Origin of the sequence: Fuscovulum sp. (genome assembly GCA_035192965.1) — a bacterium.
Classification (GTDB): domain Bacteria; phylum Pseudomonadota; class Alphaproteobacteria; order Rhodobacterales; family Rhodobacteraceae; genus Paragemmobacter.
In genome coordinates, this window is sequence record CP136571.1 from 3,803,542 (window position 1) to 3,823,370 (window position 19,829).

Genomic DNA, 19,829 nt, shown 5'->3' on the forward strand with positions numbered 1-19,829 from the left:
AGCCGGGACCTCCCCCGCCACCAGCGCCCTACGCCCGCCCAAAGGTCCCGGAACAACCACAGCGCGGGTTCACCTTTGTGCCCCCCCGCACCCTTAACCACGATCCCCACCCCCACCCTGCCCAAATCGGTATGCACGCCCGTCTGCACAGCGCGCTGCACAGGCGGGCTGCACAGTCGCCAACGGCGCTTCCCGCCAAAAACCCTTGGATTCCCGCCAGTTAACCCTGATGCCCTCAGGGCATCAACTGCCCACCATTCACCTCGATCACCTGTCCGATGACATACCCCGACAGGCTGGCACAGGCGAGAAACAGGTATGCCCCCACACAATCCTCGGCCACACCCAGCCGCCCGGCCGGGATCGTGGCCAGCTGCGCCGTCAACTGCGCCTCGGTCGAATAGCGCTCATGGAACGGCGTCGTGATCACCCCCGGTGCCACGGCATTCACCCGAATACCGAACGGAATCAACTCCTTGGCCATCCCCCGCGTCACGTTATGGACGAAGGCCTTGGACGAACCATACAGCCCCGCCCCGCCCGAAGCCCCATTGCGCGCCGCGACCGATGTGGTGTTGATGATGAACCCACCCCCCGCCGCCTTCATCGGGGCCACGGCGGCCTGCGACGCCACCACCACCGACCGCGCGTTCAGGTCCATGATCTCATCATAATCTTGTTCAGAAACATCGGCATAGGGCACCCGCCGCACCATTCCCCCGGCGTTATTCACCAACCCGTCCAGCCCCCCGAACGCCGCCACCGCCTGCTCCACCGCCGACCGCGCCCCGGCACCAGACCCCACATCCGCACGGATCAGAACCGCCTCGCCCCCCGCCGCGCCGATCTCGTAAGCCACGGCTTTTGCTGCATCTTCCGACGCATTGTAATGCAACCCCACCCGCGCGCCCTGCGCGGCAAAGGCCCGCGCCAGCGCCGCCCCGATGCCGGTGGATGCCCCCGTGATCAGCACCGCCTTGCCCGCCAGTTCCGGCAACCGCATCCCCGTCATGTCCGCTCTCCCAGTTTTTGTTCCACAAGCGATATGGCCCGCGCCACCGCCTCATCCACCGACAACACACTGGTATCCATCACAAAAGCTTCCGCCGCCGCCCTGAGCGGCGCATCCGCCCGCCCCATGTCGCGCGCATCCCGCTCCTGCACTTCGGCCAAAACGCGGGCCTCATCCCCGCCCACTTCAAGCCACCGCCGATGCGCCCGCACCTCGGCACTGGCGGTGACGTAGAGCTTCACCTCCGCCTCCGGACAGATCACCGTGCCGATATCGCGCCCGTCCAGCACCGCGCCCCCTTCGGCCCGGGCAAAGCGGCGCTGAAATTCCACAAGCGCCGCGCGCACTTGCGGGATCACCGCCACCCGTGATGCCGCCTGCCCCGCCTCCAGCGACCGCAGATCGTCCCGCGCCAGATCGCTTGGCACCAACCCTTCCGCCGCCGCAACGGGATCGCCGCCCTTGGCCCCCACCGCCCGATAAAGCAGCCCCGTATCCAGATGCGCAAACCCGAACCGCGCCGCCACAGCCCGCCCGATCGTGCCCTTGCCCGCCGCTGCCGGCCCGTCAATCGCCACCGTGAAGATCACCGCAAGCCCCTTCATCTTGGCCCAAATACCCTCGGGGGTGAGCCCCGCAGGGGCGAGGGGGCGGACAGCCCCCTGATTTTTCGCAGAAAAATCGTTACCCGCGTTCCAGCGCAGCACCCAGCCCCGTCATCAATCCCTCGAAGATCGGGAATGAGGTCAGGATGGGAGATGCATCATCGACCGACACCGCCGCCTTTGCCGCCATCCCGCAGACAAGGAAACTCATCGCGATCCGGTGGTCCAGATGCGTGGCGCAGGTCGCCCCGCCCGGCACGCCGCCCGCGCCCATGCCGTGCACAATCAGCGTATCCTCATCTTCCTCGACCTTCACGCCACAGGCCTCAAGCCCCCGCGCCATGGCATCGATCCGGTCGCTTTCCTTGACCCGCAATTCCTTGACGCCGCGCATCACCGTCTTACCGGTGGCAAAGGCCGCCACCACTGACAGGATTGGATATTCGTCGATCATACTGGGCGCGCGCTCTTCCGGCACTTCGATGCCCCGCATGTCGCCGCTGAACCGCACGCGCAGGTCGGCCACCGGCTCGCCCCCTTCTTCGCGCGGGTTCTGGAATTCGATCTCCGCCCCCATCTCGACCAGCGTCAGATAAAGCCCGTTCCGCGTCAGGTTCTGGCTGACGCCGGGAACCATGATGTCAGACCCTTCTACGATCAACGCCGCGCACACCGGAAAGGCCGCGGATGAAGGATCACGCGGCACGGCCACAGTCTGGGGCCGCAGTTCCGGCCGTCCGGTCAGGGTGATGACATTGCCCTCGCCCGTCTTCTCCACCGTCAATTCTGCGCCAAAGCCCAGCAGCATCCGCTCGGAATGGTCCCGCGTGGGTTCCCGTTCGATCACCACGGTCTGCCCCGGCGCGTTCAGCCCCGCCAGCAGCACCGCCGATTTCACCTGCGCCGACGCGACAGGCAGGGCATAGCGCACCGGCACCGGGTTGGCCGCGCCGACCACCGTCATCGGCAGCCGCCCACCCTGCCGCCCATAGGCGCGCGTCCCGAACAGGCTCAGCGGATCGGTCACCCGCCCCATCGGCCGCTTGCGAAGGCTGGCATCCCCCGTGAAGGTCGCCGTGATCGCGCTGGTGGCCATGGTCCCCATGATCAGCCGCACACCCGTGCCGCTGTTGCCGCAGTCGATCACATCCGCAGGTTCGCGGAACCCGCCCACACCCACGCCATGCACCGACCATTCGCCTTGCCCGTGCCGCGTCACCTCGGCCCCGAAGGCCCGCATCGCCTTGGCCGTGTCCAGCACGTCCTGCCCTTCCAGAAGGCCGGTCACCCGCGTCTCGCCCACCGCCATCGCGCCAAAGATCAGCGCGCGGTGGCTGATGGATTTATCCCCCGGCACTTCAGCCCGGCCCTTCAGCGGGCCCGATTTGCGGGCGGTCATGGGTTGCGCTTCGCCGTGGCCGGACATGGTCTTCTCCCTGAGGCATCGGCACGCCTGATAGCGCAAGCGCAGGGGCCGGTCCATGCCCCGCTTTCCGCCGCAAAAGGCTTGAACCTGCCGCAGCGCGGCGCATATCCGAAAGATGAACCGACGCAGCTTTTTCAAACGCAGCGCCCTGCTCGCCCTTGGCGGGGCCCTTGCCGCGACCGGAGCCTTCGCCTTGAGCCCTGCCCGCAACCGCTATTACTCCGGCCCACCCGCCCATAACTTTGACGGCACGCGCTTCTTCAACCCCGGCGGCGCCGCGCCCAAAGGGTTTGGCGACGTGTTGAAATGGCAGGCGGGCGGCGGACGCACGCCATGGCCCGAAGGCATCGCCGTCACGCCCACCAGACCCGCGCCCAAAGTGGATGACATGACCATCACCATGGTCGGTCATGCCACGCTGCTGGTGCAGGTGGCGGGGCTGAACCTGCTGACCGATCCGGTCTGGTCGCTGCGCGCCAGCCCGTTTTCCTTTGCAGGTCCGAAACGCGCCACCGTTCCCGGCATCCGCTTTGAACACCTGCCCCGGATCGACGCGGTCCTGCTGAGCCACAACCACTACGATCACCTCGACCTTGAAACGCTGGCTCGGCTCAAGGCCGCGCATGACCCCTTGGTGATTACGCCTTTGGGCAATGACGCAATCATCCGCGACGCGGTGCCCGACATGCGCGTGCAGACCGGGAACTGGGGCGACACCGCCCGCATCGGCCCGGCCACCGTTCATTTCGAACCCTGCCACCACTGGTCTGCGCGCGGCACGCGTGACCGGTCCATGGCGCTGTGGGCAGCCTTCGTGATCGACACTCCTGCAGGCCGCATCCACCATATCGGTGACACCGGCTTTGATCAGGGTCGACCCTATCGCCATATCTCGGAAAAGCACGGCCCCATCCGCGCCGCGATCCTGCCAGTAGGGGCCTATGAACCCCGCTGGTTTATGCGCGATCAGCATCAGGACCCGGCCGAGGCGGTGGAGGGGTTCCTGCTCTCTGGTGCGGCCCATGCCGTCGGCCACCATTGGGGCACCTTCCAACTCACCAATGAGGGCCGCGAAGCCCCGCCTCGCGAACTGGCAGCGGCACTCGCCCAGCGCGGCCTTTCGTCCGACCGCTTCCGCCCCCTCGCCCCCGGCGAGGCATGGGCGATTCCGCAAATCTGATCAGCCCTGCCGACGGAAGGTCAGGTAATGCGGCGCGCGCCCCTCGCGCAGCGCCTTTTGTTCATAGCGGGTTGAAATCCAGTCGTCCCACGCCCCGCCCGGCCCGGCCTGCGCGATCAGATCAAACCCCGCGACAGGCACCTCTTCCAGCGTCTGGCGCACGTAATCGGGTATGTCCGTCGCCACCCGGAATTCCGACCCTGGGATCATCACACGCGCCAGCAACGCCAGATAGCCCGGCGTCACGAACCGCCGCCGATGGTGCCGCGCCTTGGGCCAGGGGTCGGGATAATTCAGGAAGCACTTCGCCACCGAAGCGGCAGGCAGCACGTCAAACAGATCGCGCACATCGCCGGGATGGATCATCAGATTGGTCACCCCCGCCGCCCGTATCTTGCCCAGCAGCATCGCAATCCCGTTCACGAACGGCTCACATCCGATGATCCCGATGTCCGGGTATCGCGCGGCCATATGCACCAGATGCTCGCCGCCGCCGAACCCCACCTCCAGCCAAACAGGCCTCCCCCCGAACAGCGCCACCGGATCGATCGGCGCGCGGGCGGGGTTGTCCTCGACCGTCACCCCCGGCAGCGACAGCTTGCCCAGATCCTCGGCCAGATAGGTTTTCTGGCTCGTGCGCAGCGTCTTGCCATGCACACGGCCATAGAAATTGCGGCGCGGCGCGGTGCTTTCGGGCGTTTCGGTCATCATCTGTCCCTTTGGATTGCGCGCGACCTATCCGCCCCCGCGCCCCAAGGTCAAGCCTGCGAGGGCTCAGCCCTCCAATGGCCGTTCGCCGATCCGCTGGGCCACCATCACCAGATAGCCATCCGGGTCTTGCACCAGAAACTCCTGCTGCCCGCCCATCCGGTCGCCCCAATCGCGCCACTTCTCGCGCGGCTCCACATAGAACGGCACCCCCGCACCGCGCACCTTCGCCTCAGCGTCCCGCGCATCGCGCACATAGACCTGCACCACCAGCCCCCGGCCAAAGGGGGCCTCCATCGGCCCGGTTTCCCAATCGCCGTCGCGCTGATAGATCATCACTTGCGCCCCATCGGGATGGGCCAGACAGGCCAGTTTCTGCGCGGGTCGCTCAAAGGCCAGGCCAAAGCCCAACACCCCGGTCCAAAAGGCGTAGGAGGCGGCGTAATCCGTGACCATCATTTCGGCCATCCCCATGGCCCAAGGCTCGGGCGGTGCACCAACCCCCATCAGACCCGCTCCTGCCGCTGCATCGTCATTGCGTCCAATCCCTCATCCCTTCCCCAACTCCCCCACCCTCGCACAGGCCCACGCGCCCCGCCACCACCCCTTGCCTCTGCCCCCGCGAACGCCCATCCTGCGCCCGTTTCATAGCCTGAGGTACCAATGTTCCCCCGTTTCGCCTGCCCCGCCGCGCTTCTCGTCCTGACCGCGCTGACTTACCCGGCCCAAGCCGCCGACCCCACCCTCCCTGCCATTGACGCTCTGGTCGAAGATTTCATCGGCGACACCACCCCCGGCCTTGGCGTTGTGGTCACCCGGCAGGGCAAACCCCTGCATATAGCTGGCTACGGCCATGCCGACATCGACGATGAAACCCCCGTCACCCCCGACAGCATTTTCGACCTCGCCTCGGTCTCAAAACAGATGACCGCCCTCGCCGCCCGCATGCAGATCGAAGACGGTCTTTATGATGAAGACACCCCCATCGCCGACCTGCTGCCCGAACTCGCGGGTATCGACAGCCCCCGCCCCCTGACCGTGGGCGATCTGGTCCATCACCTGTCTGGCCTGACCGATTACCTGTCATGGGACGATTACAGCCCTGACACCTCCAATGCCGAGGTACTGGCATGGCTGGCGGAACAAGACCTCGATCACGACCCCGGCGCGCAATACGACTATTCCAACAGCGGTTACCTCGCCCTTGGCAGCCTCGTCGCCGCCGCGGATGAGGCCGACGACCTCGCCTCCGTCCTGCAAACCCGCATCTGGGATGCATCCGGCATGGCCGATACCGCCCTGCCCGACCCCATCGACGAAGACCGCCGTGTCACCGGCTATGACGGGACCGGCGGCGATTTCGAACCCAGCTTCGAGCCGAACATCGCCCAAGGCGACGGCAATGTGTTCAGCACCCTGCGCGACCTTGCGCGCTATGAACAGGGTTTCTGGGACGACCGGTACCTATCCGAAACCACTGCCCTGTTCACCAATGGCACCTTTGACGATGGCAGCCCCATCGAGGACGACAGCGGCGAAGGCTATGGCTACGGCTGGGGCATCTCCAACGACGGGGAAAGCGACTATGCCGCCCATACCGGCAGTTGGATGGGCACCTCCACCCTCTACCAACGCAACCTGACCAATGGCGTCACTGTCATCCTGCTGGCCAACGGCGAATCGGCCGATCTCTGGGAACTTGCCGCCCAGATCGAAGCCAGCCTCGACTGACCCAAACGAAACGGGCGCAAGGGTTGCCCCCTGCGCCCGCCCCTAACAAAAACCCGACGGCCTTACTTCACCGCCGATTTCAGCGCCTCGACCAGATCGGTCTTTTCCCAGCTGAACCCGCCATCCGCCGTCGCATCGCGCCCGAAATGGCCATAGGCCGAGGTGCGCGCATAGATCGGCTTGTTCAGGCCCAGATGCGTGCGGATGCCGCGCGGCGTCAGGTCCATGCATTCGGCCACGGCGCGTTCGATGACGTCCGCCTCCACAACACCGGTGCCATGCGTATCGACATAGATCGACAGCGGCTTCGCCACCCCGATGGCATAGGACACCTGCAAGGTGCAGCGATCCGCCAGCCCGGCAGCGACCACGTTCTTGGCCAGATAGCGCGCGGCATAGGCGGCAGACCGGTCCACCTTGGTGGGGTCCTTGCCCGAAAACGCGCCGCCGCCATGCGGGGCCGCGCCACCATAGGTATCCACGATGATCTTGCGGCCGGTCAGGCCCGCATCGCCATCGGGTCCACCGATCACGAACTTGCCCGTCGGGTTGACCCACCATTCCGTATTCCCGGTGATCCAGCCATTCGGCAGAATCTCGCGGATATAGGGCTCAACGATGGCGCGGATATCGTCCGAAGTCTGCGCCTCATCCAGATGCTGGGTCGACAGCACGATCGACGTCACCTCGACCGGCTTGCCATCTTCATAGCGCAGCGACAGCTGCGACTTGGCATCCGGCCCCAGCGTCGGTTCTTGCCCCGATTTCCGCACCTCGGCCAGACGGCGCAGGATGGCGTGGGAATACTGGATCGGCGCCGGCATCAGTTCCGGCGTTTCGCGGCAGGCATAGCCGAACATGATGCCCTGATCGCCTGCACCATCCCGGTCCACGCCTTGGGCGATATGGGCCGATTGTTCATGCAGGAAGTTATGCACCTTCAGGGTGTTCCAATGGAACTTGTCCTGCTCATAGCCGATGTCCTTCACGCAATCGCGCACGATAGCTTCGACACGGCCAAGCATGGCCTTGGTGGCCGCCTCGGTGGACAGCCCCACTTCCCCGCCCACAACAACCGTATTGGTCGTGGCAAAGGTTTCACAGGCTACACGGGCATTGGGCTCTTCCGAAAGGAAAGCATCAAGGACGGCATCGGAAATGCGGTCGCACACCTTGTCGGGATGCCCCTCCGACACGGACTCAGAGGTAAACACATAGTTCTTACGGGTCATGGGAAGTGCTCCATTGGGTGATCCCCGCCACGCCAGGAAGCCGTTGTAGCGGTTAAGTCGCCTCACTAGACCCCGCCCCTGCCCACGTCAAGCAGATGTCCGCGTCAGGCAGGTCTCCGCCGCGCGGCGGCCCACAACCCAAGGGCAAGACCCAACAGCAACAGCAGAACCGGCCCCTCGCCCCAGCGGGCATAGGGTGTGGCAGGCAAGGCCCCGGGTAGGCGCGCATCCAGATATCCCGCCTCTCCCATTGGCAGGCTGTCCACGATCCGCCCCCGCGCATCGATCACCGCCGTCACCCCGGTATTGGCCACCCGCACCAAAGGCAGCCCCTGCTCGATCGCCCGCAACTGCGCCTGCGCCAGATGCTGGAACGGCCCCGACCACGTGCCGAACCATGCGTCATTGGTGATCTGCAATATCCAGTCCGCCCGTTCCGGCGCAGCGCGCAGGTCTTGGGGAAAGATCGCCTCATAACAGATCAGCGGCAGCGCCTTGCCCAAATTCCCGCCCAGATCCAGCACCACAGGGCCGGGACCAGGCGAATAGCCATTCCCCTGCCGCGCCGCAAAGGCCACCAGCCCCAGCCAGTCATACAGCACATCGCCAAAAGGGATGTACTCGCCAAATGGCACCAGATGATGCTTGTCGTAACTGGCCGTCACCCGGCCGCCGGGCCCGATCACGGCAAGGCTGTTCCAGAACTGCCGCCCCTCCACCCGCTGCACGCCCACTGCAACCGGGCTGCCCCGCCCGGCTTCGGCGATCAGTTCGCCCACTACGGGGTTTTCCTCCAGCAGATAAGGCACCGCCGTTTCCGGCCAGATCACCAGATCGGGCCGCGACCCGGCGGCGGTAAAGGACAATTGCCGGTCAAAGAACAGCCGCGCCTGATCGGGATCCCATTTCAACCCCTGCTCGGCATTGGGCTGCACCAGCCGCAGCATCGCCATGCGCGGCGCAGGCTCGGGCTGCGCGTCGCGCCACAGCCCGAAACCAAACCCCGCCGCTACCAGCGCCAGCCCCAACCCGACCGAAACCGCCCGCCGCTGTGCCAGCAGCGCCGCCGCCAGCAAGGTGAACAACGTCAGCCCCGACGGCCCGATCAGCGCCGCCAGCTGCGCGGGCGCATGACCGATCCAGACATGGCCGATCATCGCCCAGGGAAACCCCGTCAGCACATAGCCGCGCGCCAGTTCCACCAGTGTCAGCCCCAGCGCCAGACCGAGCAGCGGAAACCGCCCCCGCGCCGCCAGCGATGCCACCACCCAGAACAGCGCCAACCCAAAAGACAGGAACACCACCGCGAAAGGCGCCATCCAGCCATGAATCTCGGGCGCGATCAGGAATGGCTCCACAATCCAGGCCAGCGCCGCTGCGAAATAGCCCGCGCCTCCGAACCAGGCCAGCCATGCCCGCCCACGCGGTGCAGCAGCCAGCAAATGCAGGAACAACGCCAGCGCCGGCAGCGACAACCACCACCACCCCAGCGGTGCCTGCCCGGTTGCCATCACCGCACCCACAAGGGCCATGCCAGCCACAGCGCGCGCGCCGGGCCAGCCCGCCACGGCCTTGCGGCACAGCGCCCTGATCACCCGACGGCCACCTTCTCTTGCTGGGCGACAACTTCCGGCAGGCGGATTCGCACCCGCTTGATCCGGCGCGGATCGGCGTCGATCACCTCGAACTCCGCCCCGCTTTCATGCGGCACGATCTCGCCCCGCAGCGGCACCCGCCCGGTGCGCAAAAAGACGATCCCGCCAAGGGTATCTATCTCTTCGTCATCCTCGTCATGGCGCAGTTGTAACCCGGTCGCGCTTTCAATCTCTTCCAGCGGCGTATTGGCCATGGCGACAAAGACACCGGGACGCTCTTCCTTCCAGAGCGCGCCCTCCTCCTCGTCATGCTCATCCTCGATCTCGCCGATCACGGTCTCGATCAGGTCCTCGATGGTCACCAGACCATCCACCCCGCCATATTCATCGATCACCAGCGCCATATGCACGCGTTCGCGCTGCATCTTCTGCAACAGCACGCCGATGGGCATAGACGGGGGCGCATACAGCACCGGACGCAGCAGTTTCTTCAAAGAAAACCGCCCCGCCGCCCCGAACCCGTGCTGCAAGGCCAAATCCTTCAACAGCACCAATCCCTGCGGATGATCCAGCGTTCCCTTGTAGACAGGCACCCGGCTGAAACCATGCTCGCGGAACACCTCGACCAGGTCATCCTTGCCGATATCCAGCGGCACGGCCACGATTTCGACCTTGGGCACGGCCACGTCATCGACGCGCAGCCTGCGCAAATTGCCGATCCCCGGCAATCCACCCCCCGGCCCCGCCACGGGCTGCACGTTTGACGCCGCATCGCTGCCGCCTGACCCGCCCGTATCTGCCGAAGAGGAAAAGGCGGTCAATATCCGCCCGAAAAAGCCGCGCTTTGCGCGCTCTGATCCGTCATCATGGGTCGATCCCTGCGCGCTTTGCGCCGCATTAGACCCGTCGGTGCTACTGCCCATCTGTCCTTCTTCCAAAACGTTCCGTCATACGGAACCTACCAAGTATGGGTCGGAAAGGCCAAGGCTGGCAAGTATCTCCACCTCACACCCTTCCATCAATTCCGCATCTGCGTCTTCGACGTGATCATAGCCCAGACAATGCAACATTCCATGAACGATCAGATGGGTCACATGGTCGACCATCGGCTTGCCCTGATCCACCGCCTCCGCCGCGCAGGTCTCCCAGGCGATGGCAATGTCGCCCAATGCCTCGGGATCCTCCGCATCGCCCGCTTCGGGCCGATCCGGCACCTCTCCTGCCACATCGGACGCCCGTTCCTCTGACGGCCAGGACAGCACATTCGTGGGCTGCGGCTTGCCGCGGAAATCGGCGTTCAGCACCGCAATCCGGGCATCGTCGCAGCCCATCACCACCACGGAAAACCCCTCGACCCCCAATCCCAGATGCACCAGCGTCGCCCGGCAGGCTCGTTCGGCCACAGCCTCCAGCCCGAACGCCTCCCAGCGCGCGTCATCGATCACGATCTCAACCAGCGGTTCCATGCGCCGCCCTTTAGCCGCGACAGGGCAAAAGCGCAAACCCCGCCTTTTCTTCTCTGTGAAAATATCCCGGGGGTCCGGGGGCAGCGCCCCCGGCGGCCGATGCAGCCCGCAGCGCCAAAGATTGGCCGCGCGCTGCTTCCGGTTCAGGCCTGCGGGCTCTCGTCCGCCTCATAGGCCTCGATGATCCGCGCCACCAGCGGGTGGCGCACCACGTCTTTGGCGGTGAAGTAGTTGAAGGTCACGCCCTTCACCCCTTTCAGAATGCGCTCGGCATCCTGCAACCCGCTCGGCACCCCGCGCGGCAGGTCGATCTGTGTGCGGTCGCCGGTAATCACCATGCGGCTGCCCTCACCCAGACGGGTCAGGAACATCTTCATCTGCATGGTCGTGGCATTCTGCGCCTCGTCCAGCACCACGAAAGCATTCGACAATGTCCGCCCGCGCATGAAGGCCAGCGGCGCAATCTCGATCCGCTTTTCCTCGATCAGCTTCTGCACCTGCTTTTGCGGCAGGAAATCGTTCAGCGCGTCGTAAAGCGGCTGCATGTAGGGATCGATCTTTTCCTTCATGTCGCCGGGCAGGAAGCCCAGCCGCTCGCCCGCTTCCACCGCAGGGCGCGACAGGATGATCTTTTCCACCGCGCCGCTGATGAACATGGTCACGCCCACAGCCACCGCCAGATAGGTCTTGCCGGTGCCCGCAGGCCCAATGCCAAAGCCAAGTTCATTGGCAAACAGATTGGCGACATAGGCCTTCTGCGCCTCGGTCCGGGGTTCGATCGGCTTCTTGCGGGTGCGCAATTCCACGCTGCCGGCTGAGAACATCTCGATCTGTTCGCCCTCGGCCATCGGCCGGTCGGGCATCGGGCGGCCCATGCGCATCGCGCCGTCGATATCGCCCGCCGCCACGCCGCGCCCCGATTCCAGACGCGCGTATAGCGACCGCAGCACACCTGCCGCCTGGTCCCGCGCACCCTTTTCCCCGATCACGGCCAACCTGTTGCCGCGTCTGAGGATATGGACCCCGACCTGATGTTCTATCTGTGCCAGATTGCGGTCAAACTCGCCGCACAGATCGATCAGCAACCGGTTGTCCGGAAATTCGAGAAGCGTTTCAACAACGTCTTCAGGACGGGTCGGGGGGGTCAGCGCGCTGATGCCCAAGGAGGTCTCCTTCTTAAGGGGCTTCGCCAATATCTTGATGATGTGCCGCGTTCATCCACAAGGCAAGCATCATTCAAGCCTACGGCACCAGTCTGCCCAAGGATTGTGCAAGATGCGTGACAGCGCGCCCAAGTCAATCGACCACCCAAAGAAAAAGGGCCGCACCCGTGGTACGGCCCCTGATCCATCTTTCAGCCCGATCAGTTGCGCGGAACCCAATCGCCCAGAGTCGCAGAACGCGTCTCGTATTCGCCCAGCACCGTTCCCGGCGGATAGCGGTTGTTGCAGATGGGCAGGCCCGACACCGGGTCATAGCGCGGGCTGGAATAACCCTCGATCCCGTCATCGATGATCCAGTTTTGGCAGCCATCCGGATCATAGGCGATTGCCGCCTCACCATTCACCAGCGCGGTGCGGTCGAACACCCCGCGATCCGCTCCGGTGGCGATCACGGAGTTCGACCCTGCATAGGGCTGGATACCGCAGGCCGATACCGTCAGGCCCAGCACGAGCAACAGCCCGGCACGGGGCATCATCACATACTTCATCACCGACCCCACGATTACCGACCCCACGTGTAGCAAACAACTTCCACGCGGCGGTTCTGCTGCATGCCTTCCGCCGTTGCGTTGGTCGCACGCGGCTGCCGCTCGCCGTATCCAAGCTGCCGTTCGACCGGCGCCCCGACCGACCGCGCCACATCGCCAACCGCCGCCGCGCGGCGCTGCGACAGGCGGATGTTGTATTCATCCGACGCGCGGCTGTCGGTATGGCCATAGATGGCATAGCCAAAGGCCCCGGCAGACTTGAAAAAGCTCTGCAACCGGGCCCGCCCATGCGCCGTCAGCCTTGCGCTGTCAGTGGCGAACAAGGTGTCCGTGTTTTCCACCAGACACAGGTTGCGCTTCAGGCAGACCGGTTTGCCGGTATGCGGATCGCGGCGGGGAACCATGTATCCCTCGACCCCGCCATCGGCCCACCAATGCATGCACCCATCATCATCGATCCAGGCGCCCCAATCGATGCGACCCTTCACTTCCGGTTGGGATTGGGCAAGAACGTCCGTCGGCATACCAGCGGCAACCAACAGACACAGCGCGCCAAAAAGCGCGCGCGTGGAGTATCGAAACAAGCCGAAGCCCTCCTCGTTAACAAATCACCACATACAGATACTCGCCTTCAGGATTGCCGCCGCTTTGGCCGCAAATCAAGCGGAATCATCACCTTCGCTAACGGCAAAGGCATAGGTCGCGAGGGATTCCTGCACGATCAGGCCGCGGCAAAGGGATTGTCCGAAATACGGAAACAAACCTCTTGGCGCTGCCCCGCCCGAAGCGGTGCTACAGACGCACACCTGCCAGCGAATTTGTTGATGCAGCCTTGATCCGCACGCGGACCAGATCGCCGATCCGCCCTTCGGCATCATCGACATGCACCGCATGCAGGTGGTCAGACTTGCCCACCATCTGCCCCGGCAGGCGACCGGGCTTTTCATAAATCACGCCCACCTCGCGCCCGACCATCGCCTCCTGCGCGGCGCGTTGCTGCGCGGTGATCAGCGCCTGCAATTCCTGCAACCGCGAATCGGCGATCTCGGCCGCGACCGGGTCCTTCTCGGCCGCGGGCGTGCCGGGCCGGGCCGAATACTTGAAGCTGAACGAAGACCCGAACCCGACCGTGCGGATCAGGTCCATCGTATCGGCAAAGTCCTGATCCGTCTCACCAGGGAAGCCCACGATGAAATCCGAACTCAGCAGGATATCGGGCCGCGCCGCGCGGATGCGCTCGATTAGGCGGAAATACTGATCTCGCGTATGCTTGCGGTTCATTGCCTTCAGGATGCGGTCGCTGCCGGATTGCACCGGCAGGTGCAGATAGGGCATCAGCTTGGCCTCATCCCCGTGGGCGGCGATCAGGTCATCTTCCATGTCGTTGGGATGGCTGGTCGTGTACCGGATCCGCTCCAGCCCGTCGATGCGGGCCAGCGCCCGCACCAGCCGCGCCAACCCCCAGGCCCCACCTTCGCCCGCGCCGTGATAGGCATTCACGTTCTGGCCCAGAAGCGTGATCTCCTTCACGCCCTTTTCCACCAATCCGCGCGCCTCGGTCAGCAACCGGTCCACCGGGCGGCTGACCTCGGCCCCGCGCGTATAAGGCACCACGCAAAAGGCGCAGAACTTGTCGCAACCTTCCTGTACGGTCAAAAAAGCCGATGGCCCGCGCAGCGCCTTGCGTTCGGGCAGATGGTCGAATTTGTCCTCGGGCGGGAAATCCGTCTCGATCGCGGTCTTGCCCTGCGCCAGATCGCCCATCATCGTGGGCAGACGGTGATAGCTTTGCGGCCCCACCACCAGATCGACAAGCGGCATCCGACGCTGAATCTCGGCCCCTTCGGCCTGCGCCACGCAGCCAGCCACGCCGATCTTCATCCCCGGTTTCGCCGCCTTCAGCGGCTTCAACCGGCCCAGATCGGAATAGAGCTTCTCGGATGCCTTTTCGCGGATGTGGCAGGTGTTCAGCAGCACCATATCCGCCTCTTCGGCGACCTCGGTCGTGACATAGCCTTCGGCACCCAGCGCCTCGACCATGCGCTCGCTGTCATAGACGTTCATCTGACAGCCATAGGTCTTTATGAAAAGCTTCTTCGGTTCCGCCATGGCGCACCCCTGTTCCGCAGCCCGCCCCATACACGCAAACGGCGCCTCTCTGCAATGATCCGGCATTTTCGTGATCGCCCCGCCTGCGGGGGCTTGCATTGCCACGGCCCATGCCGGACTCTGCACGCCATTGCGGCCCGGCAACGACCGGGGCGCGTGGTTTACAGGTTCGGACTTGGGGCAGGTCCATGCAATATGACAGCGTGTCATCCTTCATCAACGCGGCGGCCACCAAACCGCCGCTCAAGGGCCCCATGGCCATCATCCTGGCCGAAGACCCGGTCGAGGTGGACACGACCCTGCGCCATCACCTGCAAGCTGGCTTTCGCGATGTCCTGCTCTTGGCCCCCGACGCCATCGCCACGCCCAAGGGGATGGAGGAAAAGGTCCACCGCATCAAACATGATGTCCATGCCGAACATGCACTTATGGCGGCGGTCAACCCGCTGATCGAGGCCTTCCCCGGCCTATGGATGTATTACTGCTTTAACGCCGAATACCTGTTTCACCCGTTCTGCGAGACGCGCACCGTGCGCGACCTGATCGCCTTTCACGCCGAAGAACGGCGCGACGCGATGCTGACCTATGTGATCGACCTTTATGCCGGTGACCTCGACCGGTTTCCTGCCGCGGTCAGCCTTGAAAACGCCCATCTCGACCGGTCCGGCTATTACGCCCTTGCCCGGCAGGATGCCGACAACCATTGGCACCCAAAGGAACGGCAACTGGATTTCTTCGGCGGTCTGCGCTGGCGGTTCGAGGAGCACGTCCCCTACACCCGCCGCAAGATCGACCGCATCTCGCTGTTCAAGGCCAAGAAGGGGCTGGTCCTGCGCCCCGACTTCACCTTCAACGATGAAGAATACAACACCTACGCCTGCCCTTGGCACAACAACCTGACAGCGGCGGTTTGTTCCTTCCGCACCGCCAAGGCGCTGAAGGCGAACCCCGGTTCAAAGTGGGAGATCAAGACCTTTCAATGGCACAATTCCACCGGGTTCCAGTGGCATTCGCAGCAATTGATGGACCTTGGCCTGATGGAGCCGGGACAGTGGTTCTAACCCCGGCCTGACCGCCGCAACGGCTACCAGCGCAACAACCACCCGCCCGCCAGGCCACCCAACGCCGTGACAGCCGCAATCGCCACACCATACCAGGTGACATAGAACAGCGGATTGTCCATCACGCAGAACAGCGAATAGCCCGCCGCGATCCCGCCGGCCACGCCCAGCCCCGCCATCGCCCCCGCCCGCACCGGGGCGGCACTTGCCCCCCGCCGCATCATCAGCAGCAGCACGCCCAAGGGCAGCAACGACAGGCCGGAGATCAGGCCCAGACATTCCCTCAGCGAAAAAGGCGACACCTCGGCGAACCGGACTTCCGGCGGCAGCGTCGCAAAAGCCCAGAGCCACAACCCCGCCGCCGCCCCCAGCGGCACCGCCAGCCAGCGCAACCGTACCGCCTGCGCCGCGCCTGGGCGCATCTGCACCAGCGCGAAAGGCAGGGCGATGGCGCACAGCGCCAGCGGCAGCAGCGTCTTCGCCGCCACCTGCGGCCGCGTCATCGCCTGCACGACCGAGTCGCGAATGCCGAACCGCCACAGAAACAGCGCAACCGCCACAGCCATCACGACCAGCACCACCGCCGCAATCCGTTTGGGCCGCAAAGCCGGGGGCGGGGCTGAGTCCGCCGCCAGAATGCCGATCAGGTCTTCCGTCTTCATCATTCCATTCCTCTTGCCAGCCGCGCCATCCGCTGGATCGCGCGATGCAAAGCCACCCGAACTGCCCCCTCCGACATTTCCAGTCGTGCGCCCACCTCGGCGGTGCTTTGCCCGTCAAGGCTGACCGCCCGCACAATCGCCGCCGACCGTGCATCCAACTGCCCGATCAGCACCGCACTATCCCGCGCCGCCAACGCATCCGGCACCGCCTCTGCCTCCAGCACATCGGCGTAATCGTCAATCGGCAGGTGGATCGATGCCCCCCTGCGCCGGAACGCATCCACCACCTTGTGCCGCGTCACCGCATAAAGCCACGGCAACAGCGCCGCCGACTGGTCCCAGGTGTGGCGCTTGGTGTGAATCGCGATCAACACCTCCTGCACCACATCCTCTTGTCCTTCCGGCCCCAACGCACGCCCGCGTGCCCGGACAATCCCGCGCAGCACCGGCGTGACAAGGCCAAGGAAGCGGGCATAGGCGCGCCCGTCCCCTTCCATCGCTGCCCGCAGCAACGCTGACCATTCGGCTTCACGCATAGTCATTCCGATGGTCCCTTCGCGGCGCACTGGCCCTTTGTTACAGCAGCAACACAAATTCTTCTGCAAATGTTTGGGAAACGCAAAGCCTTCGCATCCGTTTTTCCGATTTGAACACCGATCCGTGATCACCGGTAACGCCCGCCATCCCCGCCGCGAATGGACTGACCGAGGACCACAGCGGTCCTTGGCTCAAGCACAGCCAAAGGTTCAAACCCAAGTTCACAGACGGAGAGACCCATGACCATGTTCGACAAGACCCTCACCCTGACCGCAACGCTGGCCGCCGCCCTGACCATGGCCGCCGCCACCGCCCATGCTCAGGAAGGGATGGAAAAATGCTATGGCGTGGCGCTTGCGGGTGAAAACGATTGCGCCGCCGGACCGGGGACCACCTGCGCTGGCACCTCGACCACCGATTATCAGGGCAACGCGTGGAAACTCGTTCCGGCCGGTACCTGCGTGACGATGGAAACCCCGAACGGCATGGGCTCGCTCGAAGCGATCGAATCCTGATCCCAGCGCCGGGGTGGCGCTTCCCCGCCCCGGCCCCTCCCCTTATCCAAGGTTGCCCGCCATGCCCCTGCCCGCCGCCCCCGGCCTCGGATTCAAGGCCGAACATTTCGCCGTCATCCGCGATACCCGGCCCCGGCTGGGGTTTTTCGAGGTGCATGCCGAAAACTATATGGGCGCAGGCGGCCCGCCGCATCGGCAACTCACTGCGCTGCGGCAGGATTATGCGGTTTCGCTGCATGGCGTGGGCCTGTCCATCGGCGGCCCGGACCGCCCCGATGCCGCCCATCTGAAACGCCTGCGCGACCTGATCAACCGCTATCAACCCGCCAGCTTTTCCGAACATCTGGCTTGGTCTAGCCATGGGTCGGATTACCTAAATGACCTTCTCCCCCTGCCCTACACGCCCGAGACGCTACAACTTGTCTGCGACCATGTGGATGAGGTGCAAGCCACATTGGGGTGCCGGCTCTTGCTGGAGAACCCGTCGACCTATGTGCTTTTTGCCCAATCCACACTGGCCGAGACAGAGTTTCTGGCCGAAATCGCCCGCCGCACGGGATGTGGCCTTCTGCTGGATGTGAACAACGTCTTCGTCTCTTGCACCAACCACCGGACCGATCCGCAGGATTGGCTGGCCGCCATCCCGCTCGATGCGGTGGGCGAGGTGCATCTGGGCGGGCACGCGACCGAGGCCCTGCCCTCTGGCCCCCTGCTGATCGACGATCACGGCAGCCCGGTCGCCGATCCGGTCTGGGCGCTGTACAGCCAGACCATCGCCCGCGCGGGTGCCCTGCCCACGCTGATCGAATGGGACAATGATATTCCCGACTTTCCCATCTTGCTGGCCGAGGCCGCCCGCGCCGCCGACATCCTGACCCGGGCCGAGGTGCACCATGCTCAGGCATGCTGAATTCACCCGCGCCTTCCGCGCAGGCCTGTTCAAGGGTACCCTTCCCCCCGGGGTAACCGCACAGGCCCCGGATGAGGCCGCCCAACGCTTTGCCGTCTATCGCAACAACGTGGCCCACAGCCTGACCCGCGCGCTTGCCCGCCGCTTTCCGGTGGTGGAGCGTCTGGTGGGGCTGGAGTTCTTCACCGCCATGGCGCGGCTCTACATCGAAGCCGATCCCCCCGCTTCACCGCAGCTTTTCCTTTGGGGTGAGGGGTTTGCCCGGTTTCTGCAGGGGTTTCCTCCGGTGCGGTCGCTGGCTTATCTGCCCGATGTTTCACGGCTGGAATGGCAGCGCGGGCTGGCCTATCACGCCGCGGATGTGCCATCGGTGGCCGCCACCGATCTGGCGCAGGCGGCGGCTGATCCGGCGCGGTTCAGGCTGGTGCTGCACCCGTCGGTCGGGCTGATCCGGTCGCGGCATGCGGTGGTGACGATCTGGCAGGCCAATCAGCCGGGCGCGGTGCAGACCGGGCCGCTGCGCGCCGACCGGGCCGAGGACGCGCTGGTCCTGCGCGACCGCACCGATCAGGTGCCGGTCATCGCCCTGTCTGCGGGCGAGGCAGGGTTTCAGTCCGCGCTGATGCGCGGCGAAACCCTGCTTGACGCTGCAACACGGGCCGAAGGCGCAGATCCCGCGCGCCTGCTGGCAATTCTGATGCGGGCGGGGGCGATCACCGGGATCGCGCAACAAGGATAGATCATGGCCAAGACGACGGTATTCATCAGGAAAATCAACAGCAAGCTGGCCCGCCTGCCCTGGGATGCGGCGGCACTGGCCCTGCGGATCTTTCCGGCGGCGGTGTTCTTCGCCTCGGGCCAGACCAAGCTGGATGGCTGGCGCATTGCCGACAGCACGTGGTTCCTGTTTCAGCATGAATATGCGCTGCCGCTGATCCCGTCCGACATCGCCGCCGTGGCGGCGACCGTGGCGGAACATGTGCTGCCCGCCCTTCTGGTGCTGGGCCTGTGCACGCGGCTTTCGGCGTTGGGTCTGCTGGCGATGACGGCGGTGATCCAGATTTTCGTCTATCCCGGTGCTTGGCAGACGCATGGGCTGTGGGCCGCCTGCTTCCTTGCGCTGATCGTGGCCGGGCCGGGGCGGTTGTCGCTGGACCGGCAACTGGGTCTCGACCGCTAAGTCCTTGCGGGCGCAGGGTTTACGAACTGAAATCCGGCAAAAACCCTGTGCCGCTGGCGGTGCAGACACTGGTGCAGACGGCTGTGCATACGCGCGCTGCCTTTGCCCATCGTTAAGGTTAACGCTGTGTGAAGGGCGCGCCCGTTTTGCACCCGGTATCCGCCGCCCGATCCGGCTGCGCCCCGCAAG

The 19,829-nt window shown here is 64.9% G+C and carries 22 protein-coding genes and 1 riboswitch; of the genes, 7 read left to right on the forward strand and 15 right to left on the reverse strand.

Features of this window, described 5'->3' with window-relative positions:
* Window positions 1-235 precede the first annotated feature (235 nt).
* The 3 genes from RSE12_18690 to aroA form a co-directional block, all read right to left on the reverse strand.
* Window positions 236-1,012, reverse strand: a complete 777-nt coding sequence (locus RSE12_18690; protein WRH62370.1) for an SDR family oxidoreductase — start codon at window positions 1,010-1,012, stop codon at window positions 236-238.
* Entirely contained in the window at window positions 1,009-1,602 is a 594-nt protein-coding gene (locus RSE12_18695) for a d(CMP) kinase (protein ID WRH64861.1), read from the reverse strand. The genes RSE12_18690 and RSE12_18695 overlap by 4 nt, the downstream gene beginning before the upstream one ends.
* 94 nt (window positions 1,603-1,696) lie before the next feature.
* Complete coding sequence (aroA, locus tag RSE12_18700; protein WRH62371.1) at window positions 1,697-3,043, reverse strand: 3-phosphoshikimate 1-carboxyvinyltransferase; 1,347 nt, start codon at window positions 3,041-3,043, stop codon at window positions 1,697-1,699.
* Between the two features lie 115 nt (window positions 3,044-3,158).
* Here aroA and RSE12_18705 point away from each other — a divergent pair, with 115 nt between their 5' ends.
* Window positions 3,159-4,223, forward strand: a complete 1,065-nt coding sequence (locus RSE12_18705; GenBank protein ID WRH62372.1) for an MBL fold metallo-hydrolase — start codon at window positions 3,159-3,161, stop codon at window positions 4,221-4,223.
* Here the strand turns inward: RSE12_18705 and RSE12_18710 are convergent, their stop codons facing one another.
* The gene (locus RSE12_18710) at window positions 4,224-4,931 is read right to left on the reverse strand and encodes a tRNA (guanine(46)-N(7))-methyltransferase TrmB (GenBank protein WRH62373.1); all 708 of its coding nucleotides are present in this window, start codon (window positions 4,929-4,931) and stop codon (window positions 4,224-4,226) included.
* Window positions 4,932-4,997: 66 nt separating this feature from the next.
* On the reverse strand, window positions 4,998-5,438 hold the full coding sequence (locus tag RSE12_18715; protein ID WRH62374.1) for a VOC family protein: 441 nt from the start codon (window positions 5,436-5,438) through the stop codon (window positions 4,998-5,000).
* Between the two features lie 156 nt (window positions 5,439-5,594).
* Between RSE12_18715 and RSE12_18720 the strand changes: the two genes are divergently transcribed.
* Window positions 5,595-6,662 carry a serine hydrolase domain-containing protein gene (locus tag RSE12_18720; GenBank protein ID WRH62375.1) on the forward strand — a complete coding sequence of 356 codons (1,068 nt, stop codon included), beginning with the start codon at window positions 5,595-5,597 and terminating at the stop codon, window positions 6,660-6,662.
* Between the two features lie 62 nt (window positions 6,663-6,724).
* On the opposite strand, the gene metK is transcribed toward RSE12_18720, so the two are convergent.
* The 8 genes from metK to miaB form a co-directional block, all read right to left on the reverse strand.
* Window positions 6,725-7,894, reverse strand: a complete 1,170-nt coding sequence (metK, locus tag RSE12_18725) for a methionine adenosyltransferase (GenBank protein WRH62376.1) — start codon at window positions 7,892-7,894, stop codon at window positions 6,725-6,727.
* Between the two features lie 6 nt (window positions 7,895-7,900).
* Window positions 7,901-7,949, reverse strand: a riboswitch (SAM-SAH riboswitch).
* 49 nt (window positions 7,950-7,998) lie between these two features.
* Window positions 7,999-9,426: an apolipoprotein N-acyltransferase gene (gene lnt, locus RSE12_18730; GenBank protein WRH64862.1), complete on the reverse strand. Its 1,428-nt coding sequence runs from the start codon at window positions 9,424-9,426 to the stop codon at window positions 7,999-8,001.
* A gap of 59 nt (window positions 9,427-9,485) precedes the next feature.
* Window positions 9,486-10,412 (reverse strand): transporter associated domain-containing protein, encoded by a 927-nt coding sequence (locus RSE12_18735; protein WRH62377.1) that lies wholly within the window; start codon window positions 10,410-10,412, stop codon window positions 9,486-9,488.
* A gap of 24 nt (window positions 10,413-10,436) precedes the next feature.
* Window positions 10,437-10,955: an rRNA maturation RNase YbeY gene (gene ybeY / locus RSE12_18740; GenBank protein ID WRH62378.1), complete on the reverse strand. Its 519-nt coding sequence runs from the start codon at window positions 10,953-10,955 to the stop codon at window positions 10,437-10,439.
* A gap of 143 nt (window positions 10,956-11,098) precedes the next feature.
* Entirely contained in the window at window positions 11,099-12,118 is a 1,020-nt protein-coding gene (locus RSE12_18745; GenBank protein WRH62379.1) for a PhoH family protein, read from the reverse strand.
* 200 nt (window positions 12,119-12,318) lie between these two features.
* Window positions 12,319-12,666, reverse strand: coding sequence for a hypothetical protein (locus tag RSE12_18750; GenBank protein WRH62380.1), 348 nt, complete (start codon window positions 12,664-12,666; stop codon window positions 12,319-12,321).
* Window positions 12,667-12,680: 14 nt separating this feature from the next.
* Entirely contained in the window at window positions 12,681-13,154 is a 474-nt protein-coding gene (locus RSE12_18755; GenBank protein ID WRH62381.1) for an OmpA family protein, read from the reverse strand.
* 304 nt (window positions 13,155-13,458) lie between these two features.
* The gene (miaB, locus tag RSE12_18760) at window positions 13,459-14,775 is read right to left on the reverse strand and encodes a tRNA (N6-isopentenyl adenosine(37)-C2)-methylthiotransferase MiaB (protein WRH62382.1); all 1,317 of its coding nucleotides are present in this window, start codon (window positions 14,773-14,775) and stop codon (window positions 13,459-13,461) included.
* Window positions 14,776-14,963: 188 nt separating this feature from the next.
* Between miaB and RSE12_18765 the strand changes: the two genes are divergently transcribed.
* Window positions 14,964-15,836 carry a hypothetical protein gene (locus tag RSE12_18765; GenBank protein WRH62383.1) on the forward strand — a complete coding sequence of 291 codons (873 nt, stop codon included), beginning with the start codon at window positions 14,964-14,966 and terminating at the stop codon, window positions 15,834-15,836.
* Between the two features lie 23 nt (window positions 15,837-15,859).
* On the opposite strand, the gene RSE12_18770 is transcribed toward RSE12_18765, so the two are convergent.
* Both RSE12_18770 and RSE12_18775 read right to left on the reverse strand, forming a co-directional pair.
* Window positions 15,860-16,501 (reverse strand): NrsF family protein, encoded by a 642-nt coding sequence (locus RSE12_18770; GenBank protein WRH62384.1) that lies wholly within the window; start codon window positions 16,499-16,501, stop codon window positions 15,860-15,862.
* A complete protein-coding gene (locus tag RSE12_18775) occupies window positions 16,498-17,040 on the reverse strand; it encodes a sigma-70 family RNA polymerase sigma factor (protein ID WRH62385.1) in 543 nt (180 codons plus the stop codon). The genes RSE12_18770 and RSE12_18775 overlap by 4 nt, the downstream gene beginning before the upstream one ends.
* 234 nt (window positions 17,041-17,274) lie before the next feature.
* Between RSE12_18775 and RSE12_18780 the strand changes: the two genes are divergently transcribed.
* The 4 genes from RSE12_18780 (at window position 17,275) to RSE12_18795 (ending at window position 19,640) form a co-directional block, all read left to right on the forward strand.
* Window positions 17,275-17,550 (forward strand): DUF2282 domain-containing protein, encoded by a 276-nt coding sequence (locus RSE12_18780; GenBank protein WRH62386.1) that lies wholly within the window; start codon window positions 17,275-17,277, stop codon window positions 17,548-17,550.
* Between the two features lie 61 nt (window positions 17,551-17,611).
* Window positions 17,612-18,460 carry a DUF692 domain-containing protein gene (locus RSE12_18785; GenBank protein WRH62387.1) on the forward strand — a complete coding sequence of 283 codons (849 nt, stop codon included), beginning with the start codon at window positions 17,612-17,614 and terminating at the stop codon, window positions 18,458-18,460.
* The gene (locus tag RSE12_18790; protein ID WRH62388.1) at window positions 18,444-19,199 is read left to right on the forward strand and encodes a DNA-binding domain-containing protein; all 756 of its coding nucleotides are present in this window, start codon (window positions 18,444-18,446) and stop codon (window positions 19,197-19,199) included. The genes RSE12_18785 and RSE12_18790 overlap by 17 nt, the downstream gene beginning before the upstream one ends.
* A 3-nt stretch (window positions 19,200-19,202) precedes the next feature.
* The gene (locus RSE12_18795; protein ID WRH62389.1) at window positions 19,203-19,640 is read left to right on the forward strand and encodes a DoxX family protein; all 438 of its coding nucleotides are present in this window, start codon (window positions 19,203-19,205) and stop codon (window positions 19,638-19,640) included.
* Window positions 19,641-19,829 lie beyond the last annotated feature (189 nt).

Excerpts from the sequence above, each read along its gene's own strand:
- RSE12_18720 (WRH62375.1), top strand. The coding sequence starts at position 5,595 with ATGTTCCCCCGTTTCGCCTGCCCCGCCGCGCTTCTCGTCCTGACCGCG.
- RSE12_18715 (WRH62374.1), bottom strand. The coding sequence starts at position 5,438 with ATGGGGGTTGGTGCACCGCCCGAGCCTTGGGCCATGGGGATGGCCGAA.
- lnt (WRH64862.1), bottom strand. The coding sequence starts at position 9,426 with ATGGCCCTTGTGGGTGCGGTGATGGCAACCGGGCAGGCACCGCTGGGG.
- RSE12_18705 (WRH62372.1), top strand. The coding sequence starts at position 3,159 with ATGAACCGACGCAGCTTTTTCAAACGCAGCGCCCTGCTCGCCCTTGGC.
- RSE12_18750 (WRH62380.1), bottom strand. The coding sequence starts at position 12,666 with ATGAAGTATGTGATGATGCCCCGTGCCGGGCTGTTGCTCGTGCTGGGC.
- RSE12_18775 (WRH62385.1), bottom strand. The coding sequence starts at position 17,040 with ATGACTATGCGTGAAGCCGAATGGTCAGCGTTGCTGCGGGCAGCGATG.
- RSE12_18735 (WRH62377.1), bottom strand. The coding sequence starts at position 10,412 with ATGGGCAGTAGCACCGACGGGTCTAATGCGGCGCAAAGCGCGCAGGGA.
- RSE12_18785 (WRH62387.1), top strand. The coding sequence starts at position 17,612 with ATGCCCCTGCCCGCCGCCCCCGGCCTCGGATTCAAGGCCGAACATTTC.
- RSE12_18780 (WRH62386.1), top strand. The coding sequence starts at position 17,275 with ATGACCATGTTCGACAAGACCCTCACCCTGACCGCAACGCTGGCCGCC.
- metK (WRH62376.1), bottom strand. The coding sequence starts at position 7,894 with ATGACCCGTAAGAACTATGTGTTTACCTCTGAGTCCGTGTCGGAGGGG.
- RSE12_18790 (WRH62388.1), top strand. The coding sequence starts at position 18,444 with ATGCTCAGGCATGCTGAATTCACCCGCGCCTTCCGCGCAGGCCTGTTC.
- RSE12_18765 (WRH62383.1), top strand. The coding sequence starts at position 14,964 with ATGCAATATGACAGCGTGTCATCCTTCATCAACGCGGCGGCCACCAAA.
- aroA (WRH62371.1), bottom strand. The coding sequence starts at position 3,043 with ATGTCCGGCCACGGCGAAGCGCAACCCATGACCGCCCGCAAATCGGGC.
- RSE12_18770 (WRH62384.1), bottom strand. The coding sequence starts at position 16,501 with ATGATGAAGACGGAAGACCTGATCGGCATTCTGGCGGCGGACTCAGCC.
- RSE12_18710 (WRH62373.1), bottom strand. The coding sequence starts at position 4,931 with ATGACCGAAACGCCCGAAAGCACCGCGCCGCGCCGCAATTTCTATGGC.
- RSE12_18690 (WRH62370.1), bottom strand. The coding sequence starts at position 1,012 with ATGACGGGGATGCGGTTGCCGGAACTGGCGGGCAAGGCGGTGCTGATC.
- ybeY (WRH62378.1), bottom strand. The coding sequence starts at position 10,955 with ATGGAACCGCTGGTTGAGATCGTGATCGATGACGCGCGCTGGGAGGCG.
- RSE12_18795 (WRH62389.1), top strand. The coding sequence starts at position 19,203 with ATGGCCAAGACGACGGTATTCATCAGGAAAATCAACAGCAAGCTGGCC.
- miaB (WRH62382.1), bottom strand. The coding sequence starts at position 14,775 with ATGGCGGAACCGAAGAAGCTTTTCATAAAGACCTATGGCTGTCAGATG.